Annotated in this window: 18 protein-coding genes; 10 read left to right on the plus strand and 8 right to left on the minus strand. The window is 70.3% G+C overall.

From position 1 onward, the window contains the following. Positions 1-37: 37 nt before the first annotated feature. Together RHM57_RS00535 and RHM57_RS00540 are read right to left on the minus strand one after the other, a co-directional pair. Positions 38-712 carry a response regulator transcription factor gene (locus tag RHM57_RS00535; RefSeq protein WP_322136588.1) on the minus strand — a complete coding sequence of 225 codons (675 nt, stop codon included), beginning with the start codon at positions 710-712 and terminating at the stop codon, positions 38-40. Then, positions 709-1,977, minus strand: a complete 1,269-nt coding sequence (locus tag RHM57_RS00540; RefSeq protein ID WP_322140608.1) for a sensor histidine kinase — start codon at positions 1,975-1,977, stop codon at positions 709-711. Before RHM57_RS00540 ends, RHM57_RS00535 begins: the two co-directional genes overlap by 4 nt. 203 nt (positions 1,978-2,180) lie before the next feature. On the opposite strand from RHM57_RS00540, the gene RHM57_RS00545 reads away from it, so the two are divergent. Next, complete coding sequence (locus RHM57_RS00545) at positions 2,181-2,879, plus strand: ABC transporter ATP-binding protein (protein ID WP_322136585.1); 699 nt, start codon at positions 2,181-2,183, stop codon at positions 2,877-2,879. Further along, positions 2,876-4,168: an ABC transporter permease gene (locus RHM57_RS00550; protein ID WP_322136584.1), complete on the plus strand. Its 1,293-nt coding sequence runs from the start codon at positions 2,876-2,878 to the stop codon at positions 4,166-4,168. Before RHM57_RS00545 ends, RHM57_RS00550 begins: the two co-directional genes overlap by 4 nt. 11 nt (positions 4,169-4,179) lie before the next feature. On the opposite strand, the gene RHM57_RS00555 is transcribed toward RHM57_RS00550, so the two are convergent. Then, positions 4,180-4,896, minus strand: coding sequence for a TetR/AcrR family transcriptional regulator (locus RHM57_RS00555; RefSeq protein WP_322136583.1), 717 nt, complete (start codon positions 4,894-4,896; stop codon positions 4,180-4,182). A gap of 69 nt (positions 4,897-4,965) precedes the next feature. Between RHM57_RS00555 and RHM57_RS00560 the strand changes: the two genes are divergently transcribed. From RHM57_RS00560 to RHM57_RS00575, 4 genes are all read left to right on the plus strand, one after another. Beyond that, on the plus strand, positions 4,966-5,982 hold the full coding sequence (locus RHM57_RS00560) for an ATP-binding cassette domain-containing protein (protein ID WP_322137363.1): 1,017 nt from the start codon (positions 4,966-4,968) through the stop codon (positions 5,980-5,982). Then, on the plus strand, positions 5,979-6,809 hold the full coding sequence (locus RHM57_RS00565) for an ABC transporter permease (RefSeq protein WP_322136582.1): 831 nt from the start codon (positions 5,979-5,981) through the stop codon (positions 6,807-6,809). The genes RHM57_RS00560 and RHM57_RS00565 overlap by 4 nt, the downstream gene beginning before the upstream one ends. 81 nt (positions 6,810-6,890) lie before the next feature. After that, a complete protein-coding gene (locus tag RHM57_RS00570) occupies positions 6,891-7,334 on the plus strand; it encodes a VOC family protein (RefSeq protein ID WP_322136581.1) in 444 nt (147 codons plus the stop codon). Then, a complete protein-coding gene (locus RHM57_RS00575; protein ID WP_322136580.1) occupies positions 7,327-8,031 on the plus strand; it encodes a GyrI-like domain-containing protein in 705 nt (234 codons plus the stop codon). Before RHM57_RS00570 ends, RHM57_RS00575 begins: the two co-directional genes overlap by 8 nt. A 214-nt stretch (positions 8,032-8,245) precedes the next feature. On the opposite strand, the gene RHM57_RS00580 is transcribed toward RHM57_RS00575, so the two are convergent. After that, positions 8,246-9,037, minus strand: coding sequence for a LysR family substrate-binding domain-containing protein (locus RHM57_RS00580; protein WP_322189271.1), 792 nt, complete (start codon positions 9,035-9,037; stop codon positions 8,246-8,248). An 86-nt stretch (positions 9,038-9,123) separates the two neighbouring features. On the opposite strand from RHM57_RS00580, the gene RHM57_RS00585 reads away from it, so the two are divergent. Next, on the plus strand, positions 9,124-9,564 hold the full coding sequence (locus RHM57_RS00585; protein ID WP_134558379.1) for a DUF5997 family protein: 441 nt from the start codon (positions 9,124-9,126) through the stop codon (positions 9,562-9,564). 115 nt (positions 9,565-9,679) lie between these two features. On the opposite strand, the gene RHM57_RS00590 is transcribed toward RHM57_RS00585, so the two are convergent. After that, positions 9,680-10,393 carry an alpha/beta hydrolase gene (locus RHM57_RS00590; protein ID WP_322189273.1) on the minus strand — a complete coding sequence of 238 codons (714 nt, stop codon included), beginning with the start codon at positions 10,391-10,393 and terminating at the stop codon, positions 9,680-9,682. Between the two features lie 193 nt (positions 10,394-10,586). Between RHM57_RS00590 and RHM57_RS00595 the strand changes: the two genes are divergently transcribed. After that, on the plus strand, positions 10,587-11,174 hold the full coding sequence (locus RHM57_RS00595) for an NUDIX hydrolase family protein (protein WP_134446366.1): 588 nt from the start codon (positions 10,587-10,589) through the stop codon (positions 11,172-11,174). Positions 11,175-11,228: 54 nt separating this feature from the next. Here RHM57_RS00595 and RHM57_RS00600 read toward each other — a convergent pair whose 3' ends face one another. After that, positions 11,229-11,741 (minus strand): hypothetical protein, encoded by a 513-nt coding sequence (locus RHM57_RS00600; RefSeq protein ID WP_322136577.1) that lies wholly within the window; start codon positions 11,739-11,741, stop codon positions 11,229-11,231. A gap of 153 nt (positions 11,742-11,894) precedes the next feature. On the opposite strand from RHM57_RS00600, the gene RHM57_RS00605 reads away from it, so the two are divergent. After that, positions 11,895-12,590: a response regulator transcription factor gene (locus RHM57_RS00605; protein ID WP_322136576.1), complete on the plus strand. Its 696-nt coding sequence runs from the start codon at positions 11,895-11,897 to the stop codon at positions 12,588-12,590. 3 nt (positions 12,591-12,593) lie between these two features. After that, complete coding sequence (locus RHM57_RS00610; RefSeq protein WP_322136575.1) at positions 12,594-14,024, plus strand: HAMP domain-containing sensor histidine kinase; 1,431 nt, start codon at positions 12,594-12,596, stop codon at positions 14,022-14,024. A gap of 39 nt (positions 14,025-14,063) precedes the next feature. Here the strand turns inward: RHM57_RS00610 and RHM57_RS00615 are convergent, their stop codons facing one another. Next, positions 14,064-14,558 carry a GNAT family N-acetyltransferase gene (locus RHM57_RS00615; RefSeq protein WP_134449718.1) on the minus strand — a complete coding sequence of 165 codons (495 nt, stop codon included), beginning with the start codon at positions 14,556-14,558 and terminating at the stop codon, positions 14,064-14,066. Positions 14,559-14,692: 134 nt separating this feature from the next. Next, a complete protein-coding gene (locus tag RHM57_RS00620) occupies positions 14,693-16,372 on the minus strand; it encodes a DEAD/DEAH box helicase (RefSeq protein ID WP_322189275.1) in 1,680 nt (559 codons plus the stop codon). Between the last annotated feature and the right edge of the window lie 111 nt (positions 16,373-16,483).

Here is a 16,483-nt window from a genome sequence, read left to right on the forward strand (position 1 = left end):
GTCGGGGTGGCGGATGCCGCGGCGCGCGCGACCGGGGTCAGCTGCCGGTGCCCGGCACGAGGAGTCCGCTCTCGTAAGCGATGACGACGAGCTGCGCGCGGTCGTGGGCGTAGAGCTTGGCCATGGTCCGGTTGATGTGGGTCTTCGCGGTCAGCGGCGAGATGAACAGGCGGGCCGCGATCTCCTCGTTCGACTGCCCGCGCGCGACGAGCGTGAGGACCTCCCGCTCCCGATCGGTCAGGTGCGCGAGGCTCGGCGGCACCACGGCTGCGCGCCCGGGCCCGGCCGGCAGCACGTAGCGGCGGATCAGGCTCTGCGTCGCCGTGGGGGAGAGCAGCGCGTCGCCCTGGTGGATCGTGCGGATCGCCCGCATCAGGTCGGCGGCCTCCGTGCCCTTGCCGACGAAGCCGCCGGCCCCTGCCCGAAGGGCCTGCACGACGTATTCGTCCTCTTCGAAGGTCGTCAGGATCAAGATGCGCACGGTCGAGAGCCCCGGATCCGCGCAGATCGCACGGGTCGCTTCGATGCCGTCGAGTACTGGCATGCGGATGTCCATCAGCACGACATCGGGCAGCAGAAGCCGGGACTGTGCGAGCGCTTCGGCCCCGTCAGCGGCTTCGCCGACGACCTCGAGGTCGGGCTCGTGCCTGACCAGTTCGCGCACGGCCGTGCGGATCAGGGTCTGGTCGTCCGCGATCAGGACCCTGATCACGAGGTCGCTCCTGCTGCAGGGTCCGGAACCGAGGTCGGGGCCGAGATGCGAGCAGGGGCCGGCGGCCCGGTGTTCGGGATGTCGGCGGAGGGATCCGCCCCGGCGCTCGATATCGGCAGGCTCACGGCGAGGCGGAAGGTGTCCGGGGGACGCACGCCGAACTCGACCGTGCCGCCGATGGTGCCCGCGCGTTCGGCGACGCCGACGAGGCCGTGGCCGGCCGGGGCATCCGCTGCGGGGTGGAGCACGTGGAACGCGACCGGATTCTCGACCTCGATGTCGACGCTGCCGCTGCCGTAGCTGATGCGGAGCTCTGCGGTGTGGCCAGCGCCGTGCTTGTGCGCATTGGTGAGCGCCTCCTGCACGATCCGGTAGGCGATGGTGTCGACGGGGGCCGACAGCCGGGTGCCCGCGCCGCGCGCACTCACCGTCACGGCGAGGCCGTCGCGGGCGAAGTCGGCCAGGAGCGCGTCGACGCGGCCGAGGCCGATCTCGGCGGCCGGGGGGCGGGGGCGGCCGGCAGAGTCGTCCCTGAGCACGGCGAGCAGGGTGCCGATCTCGCGCAGCACCGCCTGCGCGGCCTGGCGGATCGTCGTGAGCGAGTCCTGCGCATCGGCCGGGCGGTCGGGGAGGGCCTGGGCGGCGACCCCGGCGTGCAGGTTGATCACGGCCATCTGGTGGGCGACGGCGTCGTGCAGCTCGCGGGCGATGCGCAGGCGGTCCTCGGCGACCCGGCGCAGCGCCTCGGACTCGCGGGTCTCCTCCGCGTTCCTGGCGCGTTCGGTGATCGCCATGATGTATGCGCGGCGCGACCGCATCGCGTCCCCCGCAGCACCGGCGAAGGCGATGACCGCCGCATACTGCACCACGCGGGCGTCGAGCAGTTCGGCCGTTGTGACGGCGAGGCTCGTGCCGACGAGCGTGGCCGCGGCGATCGCCGTGGCGATGAGCGTCGTGCGCCGGTCGGTGCGGATGGCGACGTTCCAGACCGCGATCGCCGTCGCGAGGGAGAACGCCGGATTGAGCACGCCGAGGGCGCCGGCGAGCACGAACAGGGCGACGCACGCCGCGAGTGCCGGCAGCGGCCAGCGGCGGCGCGGCAGCAGCACGATGACCGCTGCGAGGGCGATCAGCACGCCGGTGGGGCTCGACGCGACTCTGGCGTACTGGCCGGCCGGCACGAACGCGCTTCCCAGAACGGCGAGGCTGACCAGCACGTCGGCGGCCCAGCGCGGCACGTGCGCATGGCTGTACATCGAGGTCATCTTTCAAGGATGCCCCCTGCACCGGGCTGCGGCATCCTCCCGTGGGAGGAGGGGTCGTACCGCGCCCGCGGTACGGCAGGTTGCTGCCGCAGGAGGATGCCCCGCGCGACGGATGCCGCGACGCTGGGACAGTGCCGACTCGCGGCATCCGCCACGCCCGGCCCGGCGCACCCAGAGCGCCACAGCACACGGAGGAAAACACGATGTCCCACCCCATCCTCGCCGCCTACGACCTGAAGAAGTCGTATGGTCGCGGCCAGAACCGATTCGACGCGTTGAAGGGGGTCACCCTGGAGATCTTCGCCGGCGAATCGGTCGCCATCGTCGGGAAGAGCGGCTCGGGCAAGTCCACCCTGATGCACTTGCTCGCCCTGCTCGACAAGCCGAGCACCGGCACCGTGCAGCTCGGCGGCAGCGACACCTCGACCCTGAGGGGCAAGCGCCTCAACGAGACGCGCAACAAGACCTTCGGGTTCGTCTTCCAGCAGTTCTTCCTCACGCCGGGGGCGTCCGTGCTCGAGAACGTCGTGTTGCCGCTCAAGATCGCCGGGGTCGGTTCCCGAGGTCGCAAGCTGCGCGGCCACGCGGCGCTCGAACGCCTCGAGCTCGACGACAAGGCGAGGAGCAAGGCCAACGCACTCTCCGGCGGCCAGAAGCAGCGAGCGGTGATCGCACGCGCCCTGGTCAACGATCCGCGGATCATCTTCGCCGACGAACCCACCGGCAACCTCGACAGTGCCACCGGCACGATCGTCGAGGACATCCTTTTCGGGCTCAACCGCGACCAGGGCATCACGCTGATCATCGTGACCCACGACGAGGACCTCGCCGCCCGCTGCGACCGACGGATCTACATTCGCGACGGCCTCGTCGTCGCCGAGGAAGCCCGGGTCGCAGCATGAGGGCCATCGACGTCGTCGGCTCGGCCATCGGCAACAGCTTCCGCAGCCGCCTCCGCACCACCCTCACCGTGCTCGCGATCTTCATCGGCGCGTTCACGCTCACCATCACAAACGGCCTCGGCACAGGGATCAACGCCTACATCACCGACACCGTCGCATCCATCGGCGCGAACGACGTGCTCACGGTGACGAAGGTGTCGGCGGATGCGACAGCGACCGGCCCGCAGGAATACTCGGCAGACCAGATCACCAGCCGCGCCGCGGCGGGACCGGGCAGCACGACGGTCGCCGCGATCACGTCCACGGACCTCACCACGATCGCCGCCATCGACGGGGTCACCTCCGTCGAGCCGAGCCTCTCGGCCACCCCGGACTACGTGACGACGGGCAGCAGCAAGAAATACCGGCTCGGGCTCGGCAGCTTCGTCACCGGGACGACCCTGCAGCTGTCCGCGGGCGCCCAGCTCGACCCGGCATCGTCAGAGCTGCAGATCGCGCTGCCGGTGTCGTTCGTCGCACCGCTCGGGTTCGCGAGCGACGCGGATGCGATCGGCACCACCGTGCAGATCGGCATCACGTCTGCCGCGGGAACGTCGAGCGTCATCGATGCGACCGTCGTCGGGGTCTCGGAAGCGGGACTCGGAGCGACAGGGAACGCGACCGCCAATGCGGCGCTCACGACCGCGCTCTATGAAGCGCAGAGTGTCGGACGCAGCGCGACCGCGAAGGACAGCTACGCCCAGGCCGTCGTGCACTTCGACGCGAACGCCTCGGCGAGCGAGGTCACCGCGCTCCAGGCCCGCTTCACCGACGCCGGTTTCACCGCCAAGACGGTCGCCGACCAGATCGGCACCTTCAAGTCGGTGATCGATGCGATCGTGCTCGTGCTCAACGCGTTCGCCGTGATCGCCCTGCTCGCCGCGAGCTTCGGCATCGTCAACACGCTCCTGATGAGCGTGCAGGAGCGCACCCGCGAGATCGGCCTGATGAAGGCGATGGGTATGGGCGCCGGCCGGATCTTCGGCCTGTTCAGCATCGAGGCCGCGTTCATCGGCTTCCTCGGCAGCGCGATCGGCGCCGGCATCGCCATGATCGTGGGCACCGTCGTGAGCCGCGCGCTCTCAACCAGGCTGTTCGCCGACCTGCCCGGCCTCCAGCTGATCTCGTTCACTCCGGCGTCGATCATCACGATCATCCTGATCGTGATGGGCATCGCGTTCCTCGCCGGCACCCTGCCGGCCTGGCGCGCCGCGCGGCAGGACCCGATCGGGTCCCTCCGCTACGAGTAGCGCGCTCGCGGCTACAGGCCCTGCTCGACCATGGTGACGACGCGGCCGATGAGCGCCTCTGTCGCGGCGGCGGGCAGGGCGCGGAGCGGGCCGTCGAGCAGGAGCGAGGCGAGGCCGTGCACCGCAGACCAGGCCAGGAACTCGGCGCCCGGTCGGCGCTCGGCGGGGAGAACCCCGGTGGTCACGAGGTCGTCGAGCGCCTCGCCGAGCAGTTGGAACGGGGTCAGCCCGCGCGCACCGGCCCGTGCAGCGCTCGTCGCGCTCTCGAGGTCGGACGAGGCTGTGAACGCGGTGCGGAAAAGCCCCGGTTCGGCCAGGGCGAAACGCAGGTAACCGGTGCCGACGGCGCGGAACCGGAGCCGGGCCGTCGCCGCGGTGAGGGCCGGGGCCGGCGCCGGAGCGGCATCCGCCTGGGCGATTGCGGGCGCGGCGGATGCCGCGGGCGGGGCTGGGAGCGCCGCCTGCCCGTCCTCGATCGCGCGGGCGACGCCGGACTGGCACTCCGAGCAGACCGCCTCGAGGAGCGCACTCCGGTCGGCGAAGTGACGGTAGGCGGCGTTCGGGGTGACCCCGGCACGGCGAGTCGCCTCGCGGAGCACGACGGCGGACGGGCCGCCGGACCGGGCGAGCTCGAGGCCGGCGTCGATCAGGGCACGCCTCAGGTCGCCGTGTCGGTAGGTCGTGCGACCATGGCCTTCGGTGGCTGAATCGGTGTTCGTGGTTGTCAAAGTGAGGCCGCCTCGTTACGCTGGATCCACAATGTGTACAACGTCCACAATACCGCGGGGATGAACACGATGACGATCATCGAGGCCACGGGCCTGACCAAGACCTACCGCTCCAAGAGCGGGCCGGTGCATGCGCTCGCCGGGCTCGACCTCTCGGTGCCGCGGGGCAGCGTCAAGGCCCTGCTCGGTCCGAACGGCGCAGGCAAGACCACCGTCGTGAAGATGCTCACGACGCTGATCCGGCCGGACTCCGGAACAGCGTTCGTCGACGGCATCGACGTCGTCGCCGACCCGAAGGCCGTGCGCCGGATCATCGGGGTGTCCGGCCAGTACTCGGCCGTCGACGAGAACCTGACCGGCTTCGAGAACCTCGAGATGGTCGGCCGGCTCTACCACCTCGGTGCGAGCGAGTCCCGGCGTCGCGCCCAGGAACTCATCGATCTCTTCGAGCTCACCGCGGCAGGCAACCGACCGGTCAAGGGGTTCTCCGGCGGCATGCGCCGGCGGATCGACCTCGCGGGCGCGCTCGTGATCAACCCCAAGGTGCTCTTCCTCGACGAGCCGACCACCGGGCTCGACCCGCGTAGTCGCATCGCGCTCTGGAACGTGATCAAGCGGCTCGTCGCCGACGGCACGACCGTGCTGCTCACGACCCAGTACCTCGAGGAGGCCGACCAGCTCGCCGACGACATCGTCGTGGTCGACGACGGCCGGGTCATCGCCGAGGGCACCTCCGATCAGCTCAAGGCGCAGATCGGCGGCCACCGCCTCGAAGTCGCGCTCGTCGACGCCGGCGCCGGCGCGAGCGAGGCGGCTCGCGGCATCCTCGCCCGCTTCGGCGACGGCGAACCGAGCGTCACGAGCGACGGCCGCGGCCTCGAGGTCGCGGTGACCGACGGCCCGCGCGCGCTGCAGCTCGTGCTCGCGGCACTCGGGGACGCCGGCATCGAGCTGCACGACGCCGGCATGCGCCGTCCGACGCTCGACGACGTGTTCCTCAAGCTCACCGGGCACAAGGCCGACAAGGCGCATGGCGCAGCGGATGACGACGCCCTCGACTCGAAGGAGGCGGTGAAGACCCGATGAGCGCGATTTCCACGACCCTGCCGAGCTGGAACCCGTTCTCGCTCTGGTACTCCGACGGCTGGACCGTCACCAAGCGCAACCTCATCAAGATCAAGCGCTCCCCGGACATGCTCGTCTTCGCCGTGATCCAGCCGGTCATGTTCGTGTTGCTCTTCAGCCAGGTCTACGGCGGGGCGATTCAGGTGCAGGGCACCGACTACACCCAGTTCCTGATGGCGGGCATCTTCGCCCAGACCGTCGTGTTCGGGTCGACGTTCTCCGGTTCTGCGATGGCGCTCGACCTCAAGGAGGGCATCATCGACCGGTTCCGCAGCCTGCCGATGAGCTCGTCCGCGGTGCTGATCGGCCGCACGAACAGCGACCTCGTGCTCAACACCATCTCGATGGTCATCATGATGGCCACCGGCCTCGCCGTCGGCTGGCGGGTGAACTCCTCGCCGGCCGAGTTCCTGGCCGGCGTCGGGCTGTTGCTCCTGTTCAGCTACGCGTTCAGCTGGCTGATGGCGCTGCTCGGAATGAGCGTGAAGAGCCCCGAGGTGATCAATAACGCCTCGTTCCTCATCCTGTTCCCGCTCACCTTCGTCTCGAACGCCTTCGTGCCGAGCGACACCCTGCCGACCCCGCTGCGGATCTTCGCGGAGTGGAACCCGGTCTCCTCGCTCGTGCAGGCGGCACGGCAGCTCTTCGGCAACGAGGGCACCGCGCCCGTGCCCGACATCTGGACCATGCAGCACCCGATCCAGACGGTGCTGATCGGCATCACCGTCATGCTCGTCGTGTTCGTGCCGCTCTGCATCCGCAAGTTCGCGTCGATCAGTTCGCGGTAACGTGACACGACCGGCGTGATCCAGCGACTCACCTGTTCCACCGACTAACCTGTTCCATCCGTTCGAGCAAGGGAGTTCGACATGACTGACTCAGAGACCGGAACGGCGACAACCGACCGGGGCATCGGCATCCTCGACGTGTTCAGCGGTTTCGCTGTCCCCGACATCGAGGCCGCCCGCGCCTTCTACGGCGGCACGCTCGGACTCGAGGTGACCGACGGCGGGATGGGACTGCTGCGCATCGAGTTGCCCGGCGGGGCGCACGTGATCGTCTATCCGAAGGCCGACCACGCGCCGGCGACGTACACGATGCTCAACCTTGCTGTCGGCAACATCGACGCCGCCGTCGACACGCTCATGGCCCGCGGGGTGGTCTTCGAACGGTACGAGGGCTCGCCCCAGGACGAGAAGGGCATCATGCGCGGGTACGGACCGACGATTGCCTGGTTCACTGACCCGGCCGGCAACATCCTCTCGGTGCTCGAAGATTCGGTGCTGGAGGAGTCGGCACAGCCCGATGAGTGACGAGGTACCGTTCACGACCGACCGGCGCACCGGTCAGTTGCGTGCGCCGCGGAACACCGCACCGCGGGTGACGGGACCGTACGACGTGAAGCGGGAGGACAAGCCCCTGTATGCGCCGACGAACCGCGACTGGGAGCTGATCGAGGTTCCCGTGCAACGGTTCATCGCGGTCGACGGACGCGGCGACCCGAACGTCGCGCCCGCATACACCGAGGCCGTCGAGGCGCTTTATGCCGTTGCGTACGCGATCAAGTTCGCGGCCAAGCGCGGCCTCGGGCGTGACCTCGTCGTCGCCCCGCTCGAAGGACTCTGGTACGCCGATGACCCGGCCGGCTATGCCGCGTTCGCGGCCGGCGACAAGGCCTCCTGGAGCTGGACGATGCTGATCAGCCAGCCCGAGTGGGTGACGGATGCCGCAATCGACGAGGCCGTGACGGCGACCAGGGCGAAGAAGAAGCTTCCGGCCCTCGCGAGCGTGCGCATCGAGTCCCTCGACGAGGGCCTCTGCGCTCAGCTGCTGCACGTCGGACCCTACGAAGACGAGGGGCCGGCACTCGCGCGGCTGCACGGGGAGTTCCTGGCCCAGCATGGTCTGCGCCCGAACGGGCTGCACCACGAGGTCTACCTCGGCGACCCGCGGCGAAGCGCCCCGGACAAGCTCAAGACCGTCCTCCGGCAGCCGGTCGCGCCCGCCTGAGCCCGACATCCGCTGCGCTGCCGAGATCGCGCGCCAGTTGCGCCGCTTCGCGCCAGCCGCGTCGGTCCGCGCGCCAGTTGCGCCGCTTCGCGCCACGCGTGCCTGGCGCGAAGCGGCGCAGTTGGCGCGCGAAGAACCAATCGCGGCGGATGCGATGGCCGCGCGCGGCATCCGCTGCCGCTGCCGCTGCCGCTGCCGGCGCGGGCTGCGCGGCTCAGCGGCCGGTGCGCTTGCCGAGCTTGAGGTTCGCGGTGCTGCGGGTGCGGCCGGGCGCGGACTGGGTCTTCTTGGCCACGGCGGGCTTTGCCTTCGCGGCGGCGACGCGCAACGCCTTCGCGGCGGCCTTGGCCTTGTCGGTCTTCTTCTCCTTCTTGACCTTCTCGCCGCCGGCAGGCAACGAGTCGACCCGGGAACTCGCCTTCGTGCGGCCGCGCACGATGCCGATGAATTCTTCGATGTCCTCGGTCGTCTCTGCGGCGAGCCAGGCGAGGGAGACCTGGCTCTCGGCGACGTCCTCGACGGGTCGGGAGACGAGGTCCTTGCGGCTGTGCAGCCGGGCGATCGAATGCGGCACGATCACGATGCCGACGCCCGCGGCGACGAGCTCCATGGTCTCGTCCATGTCGCGCACGGCGGCGAGCGGGCGGCGGATGCCCTCGCGCACCTCGGTCGCGACGTCGCGCCACTCGGGAACGGCGTCGGGGTCCTGCAGCAGGTGCTCGTCGGCGAGGTTGGCGACGAGGAGACTGTCCGCGTCGGCGATGAAGTGGTCCTTCGCGGCGACGACGACCGGGATTTCCCGGTAGAGCGCGATCAGGCTCAGGTCGTGTTCGTCGATCGGGAGGCGCACGATGCTGACCTGGGCGCGGCCGTCGCGGAGGACGGCAGACTGCTCGTCCGGCGTGGTGCGGAAGACCTCGAGGGGCTGGTCGGGGCGCCGTTCTGCCCAGGCGCGGGTCCACTTGGTCGGCGTGACGCCGGCGGCGAAGGCGATGGAAAAGGTCACCGGCATCCTCTCTTTTGTGGCGCGCGGGGCGGCGCACCGTTATGAACCGCCGAAGCGGTGGTGCTCTCAGGCTATACGCTGGACTGATGAGCGAGAAGAAGACCCAGACCATGAAGCCCGCAACGGCGGCCCAGAAACTCGGGATTCTGCTCGAGGCAGCCCCCGAGGAGTTCCAGAACACCCTGATCTCGCGCACCGAGCTCACCGAACTCGACACGAACCCGCCGGAGTGGCTCGCCCTGCTGCGCGCCAATGGCCCGCACCCCAAGCAGGTCGTCGCCGCGAAACTCGGCGTCTCGATCTCCGGGCTCGCGCGCGGCAAGGTCACCGAGCCGCTCACGAGCGCCGAGATCCTCGCGTTGCTGCAGCAGCCGCCGGCGTGGCTCGTCACCGAGCGCGCTACCCAGTTCGAGGTGCGTGAGGAGCAGATCCGCGTCAAGGACCGCGACGCCGAGCGCGCACGCAAGGCCGCGCACGCCGCCCGGTTTGCCGCCCAGAACGAGAAAGCCGCCGCGAAGAAGCGCTAACCCTCACGCGCTGTGCCCTAACCAATTCGACGGACTTTTTGATTTTCTAGGACGTACGAGCGTGTTTTTAGCGCTTTCCGGGCAAAAACTCCGTCGAATTGGTTAGGCGAGTGGGTCAGGCTACGTCCGCGGGCGCGTCAGCGTACTGCGTGCGTAGGAATCCGACGATGTCGGAGAGTTCGCCCTGCGAGATCGAGTGGCCCATGCCCTCGTAGATGCGCTCGGTGAGCACCGAGTGGCCGGGCAGCCAGTCCTGGGTGCGGCCGACGGCATCCGCCTGGATCACCGGGTCGGCCGTGCCTCGGCCCCAGAACACCGGAACGGGTCGCTCGGCGAGGTCGGCGTCGCCGGGCTGCGGCGCCGCGGCGACGAAACCCGAGAGCTGCACCGCGAATGCGAATCGGTCGGGCGCCTGGCGCAGAAGCTGCAGCGCCATCGCGCCGCCCTGGGAGAAGCCGAGCAGCCCGACGGATGCCGGCGGCACGACGAGCGCGTCGAGCCAGGCGAGCACGCCGTCCGCTGCCGCCTCGATAGCGGATGCGTTCGGGGCGCTCGGGTTGACCAGGCCGCCGGGCATGCCGACCGGGAACCAGGCCCAGCCGTCGCCGACCGGAAGTGGCGCCCGCAGCGCCGCGAGGACCGGCTTGAGCGGCAGGTGCGGCGCGAGCGAGAACAGGTCACCCTCGTGGGAGCCGTAGCCGTGAAGGATCAGGAGCAGCGGGCGCCCGACCCGGTCGGCTTCGGACGCCGACCAGAGCACTGCGCCGGGATCGATCGGCAGGGCGACCGGTTCCACCGGGTCTCCTGCGCCGTTTCGGGTCTCGTCCATGTCGGTCCTCCTGCCGGGCGTCGAGGCCTGGTGCGTCGACCGGTCAATACTTTCACTGCCCCGGACCTTTCACTGCCCAGGACCCGAATGCGCCTCCCGCGCTGGCGGGTCCGGCTCGCCGGCAGCGACGGGCGCGACCGCCCCCGGAAACGGGTATGGCGCATCGGCTCGCCGGTTAGGGGAGAATGAAGGCATGAGCGTGCGCACCCCTGACCCCGACCCGGACTGGACGCCTGGCCCCGAGAACATCCAGCCACCCAACCAGAACCAGGGCTGGCTGAGCGATGTCGAGCTCGCGGACATCCGCCGGCGCCTGCCGATCCTGTACATCGAGGCCGTCCCCGTGCGGGTCGACGGGCTCGGCCAGGTCGTCGAGCTCGGCGTGCTGCTGCGTGCCCGGCCGACCGGCGAGATGACGCGCACCCTGGTCTCCGGGCGCGTGCTGTACGGCGAGACCTTGCGCGATGCGCTGTTCCGGCACCTCGAGAAGGACCTCGGGCCGATGGCGTTCCCGCAGCTGCCCGCGAGCCCGGTGCCATTCTCCGTCGCAGAGTATTTCCCGCTGCCCGGCATCACCGCCTTCACGGATGAGCGCCAGCACGCCGTCTCGCTGGCCTACGTCGTGCCCGTCACCGGCACCTGCGACCCCCGCCAGGACGCCCTCGAACTCACCTGGATGACGCCGCTCGAGGCGGCATCCGAGGCTGTGTCCGCCGAGATGGAGGGCGGCCGCGGCTCCCTGCTGCGGATGGCGCTCGCTTCGGTCGGCCAGCTGCGCTGACGCGTCCGGTGGGCGAGCCGCCCGCCGCGGCCGTCGCACCCGCCACGCCCTCCGCTACGAACCGGCTGTCGGAGTGGGGGCCGGCGTGGACGTGCCAGGGGCGGTCTGCTGGTGTGCCTTCACGTCGGCGCGCACAAGGTGGCGCAGGGCGTGGCGCCACCGCTTCGGCACGTCGGCCTTGGACTTGTCGGCGGCCGCGGCCTCGATCTTCGTGAGGTACTGGCTGGCCTGCGCGCCGTATGCTCCGGCGAGGACGTCCGTGCGAATGGCGGCGATGGCCGCGGGGCGTGCGGCCGCGTCGAGCTTGAGCGCCGCGCGCAGGTCCGCGCGCAACTGGGCAACGGTCTTCACCGTCTCGTCCGCGGCGACAGCGGTGTTGGCGGATGCAGACACGGCGGTCGCGAGTGAACCGGCGACGGTGGACCCCGATACCGAGGACGCTGCAACGGTCGTGGGCATCTCGGCCGCGCTCGCCGCGCCGACCGCGAACGTGCCGCCTGCAATCAGGCCGAGGCTGAGCGTCCCCGCAGCGACAACGGTCGTGGCTCGCTTCGTGAATGCATTCATATTTTCCTGCCTTTCGCTGGACCGGGAGGGTCCCGGCGGTGAAGCCACAGTGGCAGGCGCACGCAAACGCCGTGTTCGGGAAATGTACGGAAAACGTAAGGCGAGTCCGGCATCCGCCCGCCCGGTTCGCAGCAACCGGCGCCTACTGGCTTAATGGAAGCTGTGGGCGACGACAAAGGGCTGGTGCTGGTCGTCGAAGACGACCCCGCAATCGCGGACATCGAACGCCTGTACCTCGTGCGCGCCGGTTTCACCGTGCATCTGGAGTCCGACGGCCGCGCGGGACTCGAGCAGGTTCGCCGGTTGCGGCCGGCCGCGGTGATCCTTGATGTCGGCCTGCCCGGGCTCGACGGGATCGAGGTGTGCCGGGCCATGCGCGAGGCGGGGGACTGGACACCCGTGCTCTTCGTCACTGCACGCGACGACGAGGTCGACCGGGTGCTCGGCATCGAACTGGGTGCGGACGACTACGTGACCAAGCCGTTTTCGCCGAGGGAACTCGTCGCGCGGGTGAAGGGGATCGTGCGCCGCTCCTCGGGTCTCATCGGCGACGCGGTGCTGCGGGTGGAGGATGTGACGCTCGACCCGGCGACGCGCATGGTCGCGCGCGGCGGCATCCGCGTGGACCTGACCGCGACCGAATTCGACCTGCTCGCCCAGCTGATGGCCCGGCCCGGACGGGTGTATTCGCGGGAGGAACTGCTCTCCCTGGTCTGGGGAATCGCGGACTACAGTGCGAGCAGGACGGTCGACGTGCACGTCGCCCAACTGCGGGCCAAGCTCGGCGAGGGAAATCCGATCCGCACGGTCCGCGGCGTCGGGTATTCCGTCGCCGGCCAGGAGGGCTGAGCGGTGCGGCGCTGGTTCGCGTCACTCGGCGGCAGGATCCTGCTCGTCACGGTGGGCGTGGCGTTCGTTGCGGTTCTCGTCACTGCCGTCGTGTCCCTGCAACTCGTGCAGACCCTCGTCACGACGCAGGCCCAGGCGGACCTCGGCGCACGGACGACCGCGCTGAGCGAGCGGCCGCTCTCGACCCTGCGCATCCTGCTCAAGGACGACACCCTCCTCGGCGCACGCGGCGAGCGCTTTGTGTTGGTCGGCGCCGACGGGAAGGTGCCGGAAACAGGTTCGGGCGCGCTCACGGTCACGCAGGACGTCAAGAGCCGCATCACCCAGGTACTGGATGCCGGCCGCTCGGTGTCGACGTCGCTGCAGATCCGGGGTGAGTCGTACGTGGTGGAAGCGCGGCCGCTCGCGGGAGGCGGTGGGCTCGTGGGCTTCGTGCGCGTTGCGGACATCACCGACTCGGGCAGACTCGTCGCCGGACGCATCCTGCTGGCCGTGCTCGTCGGGCTCGTCGTGGCCGTGCTCGCCGGACTGTTCCTGTCCCGGCGGTTGGCGCGACCCCTGGAGCGGACCGCACGAGCCGCCCGGCGGCTCGCCGACGGTGAACGCGGCGTACTCCTCGCGGCCCAGGGCATTCCGGAGATCGACGACGTGTCCCGCTCGCTCCGTGCCCTCGACCACGCGCTGGGTACGAGCGAGACCCGTCAACGGGAGTTCCTGCTCTCGGTGTCGCACGAGATCCGCACGCCGTTGACCGCGATCCGCGGGTACGCGGAGGCCCTCGCCGAGGGCGTGATTCCGGCAAGCGGCAGCGCGGCGGTCGGTGAAGTCCTGGTCGCGGAGACGAAACGCGTTGACCGTTTCGTGAGTGACCTGCTCGAACTCGCCCGCCTCGAAGCCGATGACTTCACCGTGCACCTGCAGCCGATCGACGTCGGCGGAGTGCTCGCGCAGGCCGCGCTCGCCTGGCAGGGTCAATGCACCCAGCTCGGCGTCGCGCTGCGCGTCGACGGGCCGGGGGACGGTGCGGGGGACGGTGCGGGTGCGGGCGCGGTGCCGGGTGACCTCACGATCGTGACCGACGGCATGCGCCTGCGCCAGATCGTCGACGGCCTGCTCGAGAACGCATTGCGCGCAACGCCGGCCGGCGGCGAGGTCGTACTCGCGGCTCGCCAGGTCGACGGCCGACGCGTACGGGTCGAGGTACGCGACAGCGGCCCTGGCTTGAGCACATCGGATGCCGCCGTCGCGTTCGAGCGCGGAGTCCTGCGAGCCAGGTACCGCGACATCCGCCCGGTCAACACGGGCCTGGGCCTGTCGATCGCCGCCCGGCTGGTGACCAGGATGGGCGGCACGATCACGGTACAGTCCGCGGCCGAGGGCGGCGCGTGTTTCGCCGTGATGCTGCCGGTGGGCGACGGGCCCGTCGCACGCTGACGCGAGCGACGCGCGCCGGGCATCCGCCTGCGGCGAGACCTACCGGACCAGGCGGACCTCGTGCAGCTGCTCGCCGAGCACTTCCTGCACCTGCTCGTGACCGTCGGCGGCGTAGCCGTTGCGGGTGTAAAAGGCGTGGGCACGCGGGTTGACCGCGGCGACCCAGAGGTAGGAGGGCCCGGGGTCGACGACCGCGTCGAAGAGTTTCTGGCCGATGCCGCTTCCGTGCTTGTCCTCGAGCAGGTACATGAAGTACAGCTCGTGGGCGGCGGGGGCGTTCTCGTCGCGGGCGGGGCCGCTGCCGGCGAAGCCGACGACCTCTCCGTCGACGAGTGCGACGACCTGGCGGTATTCCGCTCCCTGGGTGGTGAACCGGCGCCACATGGCGGCGAGGCGCTGCGGCCGCAGCTGGGAAAGGGCCGCCTGGCTCAGCAGGTGGTCGTAGGTTTCGTGCCAGCAGAGGGCGTGTACACGGCCCAGACTCTCGGCGTCCGCTTCTTCGACGGGCCGAACAACGACGGTGGTGGTGTCCATAATCTGACCCTAACCCAGCCGGGGGACACCGGTTTACCGCGCCCGGTCCGGGCAGACAAACGGGCCGGACTCCTGGTGGAGTCCGGCCCGTTGATGTCGTGCTGGTGCTGCTTAGCCCTGCGTGCTGGTGCTGCTTAGCCCTGCGCGCGGCGCGGCGCCGAGCGACGGGCGCCGCCGGCTCCCGAGCCGGATCCGCGGACGAGTCCGCCGACCTGGATGCCGCCGGAGCGACCGGAGCCCTGCGGGGCGTGGCTGCGACCGGATGCCGCCGGGCGGCCAGAGTGCTCCTGGCGTGCTCCGCCGGCCGAGGCGGCGTCGTTGCTGCGGCTGCCGCGGTTGCCGCGAACGGGCGCGGTGCTGGCGCCTTCGCGGTCGTCACGGCCGCGCGAGCGCTGCCCGTCGGACGAGCGCGAGGTGTCGGATGACGACGAGGAGGCGTAGGAACGGCTGCCGCCCTGCGAGCGTCCGCCGTCTGAGGACGAGGAACGACCGCCCTGCGAGCGACCACCCTCGGAACGGCCGCCCTGCGAGCGACCGCCTTCGGAACGGCCGCCCTGCGAGCGACCGCCCTGCGAGCGACCGCCCTGGGACTGGCGCTGCTGCTGCGGCTGCTCGGTGCGCGACGCCGGCTTGACGTATGCGGCGACCTCGCCGACGAGGGCGGCGACGGCGGGGGAGTCCGCGGTCACCCGCTGCGGGGTCACCTTGATGGCGGCCTTGCGCAGCAGGTCTGCGGTGTCGCGACGCTGCTCCGGGAGCACGAGGGTGACGACGTCACCGGCGTGCCCGGCCCGGGCGGTGCGGCCGGAGCGGTGCGTGTACGCCTTGTGCTCTGCCGGCGGGTCGACGTGGATGACGAGTTCGATGTCGTCGACGTGCACGCCGCGAGCGGCGACATCCGTTGCGACGAGCACGCTCACGTCACCGTTGCTGAACGCGGCGAGGTTGCGGTCACGGGCGACCTGCGAGAGGTTGCCGTGCAGGTCGACCGAGGGGATGCCCGCCTCGGTGAGCGCCTTGGCGAGCTTCTTGGCGTGGTGCTTGGTGCGCATGAAGAGGATGCGGCGTCCGGTTCCGGAGGCCAGCTTCTCGATCAGGGCCTTCTTCTGTTCGGCGTTGTCGATCTCGAAGACGTGGTGCGTCATCGCGGAGACGATGCTGTTCGAGTCGTCGACCGAGTGCAGGACCTCGTTGTGGAGGAACTTGCGGACGATCTTGTCGACGCCGTTGTCCAGGGTGGCCGAGAACAGCAGGCGCTGGCCGCCGTTCGGCGTCTTGTCGAGGATGCGGGTGACGACGGGGAGGAAGCCGAGGTCGGCCATGTGGTCGGCCTCGTCGAGCACGGTGATCTCGACGGAGTCGAGGTTGACGTAGCCCTGCTTCATCAGGTCTTCGAGGCGTCCGGGGCAGGCGACGACGATGTCGACGCCGGCCTTGAGCGCGGAGACCTGACGGCCCTGGGAGACGCCGCCGAAGATGGTGGTCGTGTTGAGGCCGTACGCCTCGGCGAAGGGGGTCAGTGCGGTGGTGATCTGGGTGGCGAGCTCGCGGGTCGGCGCGAGGATCAGGCCGAGCGGGCGGCCCGGGCGACGCTTGCCGCCGGCGAGCTTGCCGCCGAGGCGCGCGGCCATCGGGATGGCGAACGCGAGGGTCTTGCCGGAGCCGGTCTTGCCGCGACCGAGCACGTCCCGGCCCTTGAGGGTGTCGGGGAGGGTGTCGACCTGGATCGGGAAGGGGCTGTCGATTCCCTGCGCCGTGAGGACGGCAACGAGGGGAGCCGGCACGCCAAGCGCGCCGAAGGAAGTTTCAGACAAAGTGGTGCCTTTCAGGCATCAGAGCCCTCCATCGAACCGTGTGCGCACCCCGAGTGAGGGAATGCAGGCTTCGGAGCCAGGAGGATTCACATGGCGAAGGTGCCAATGGGC

This window comes from Cryobacterium sp. 10S3 (assembly GCF_034344045.1).
Lineage (GTDB): Bacteria > Actinomycetota > Actinomycetes > Actinomycetales > Microbacteriaceae > Cryobacterium > Cryobacterium glucosi.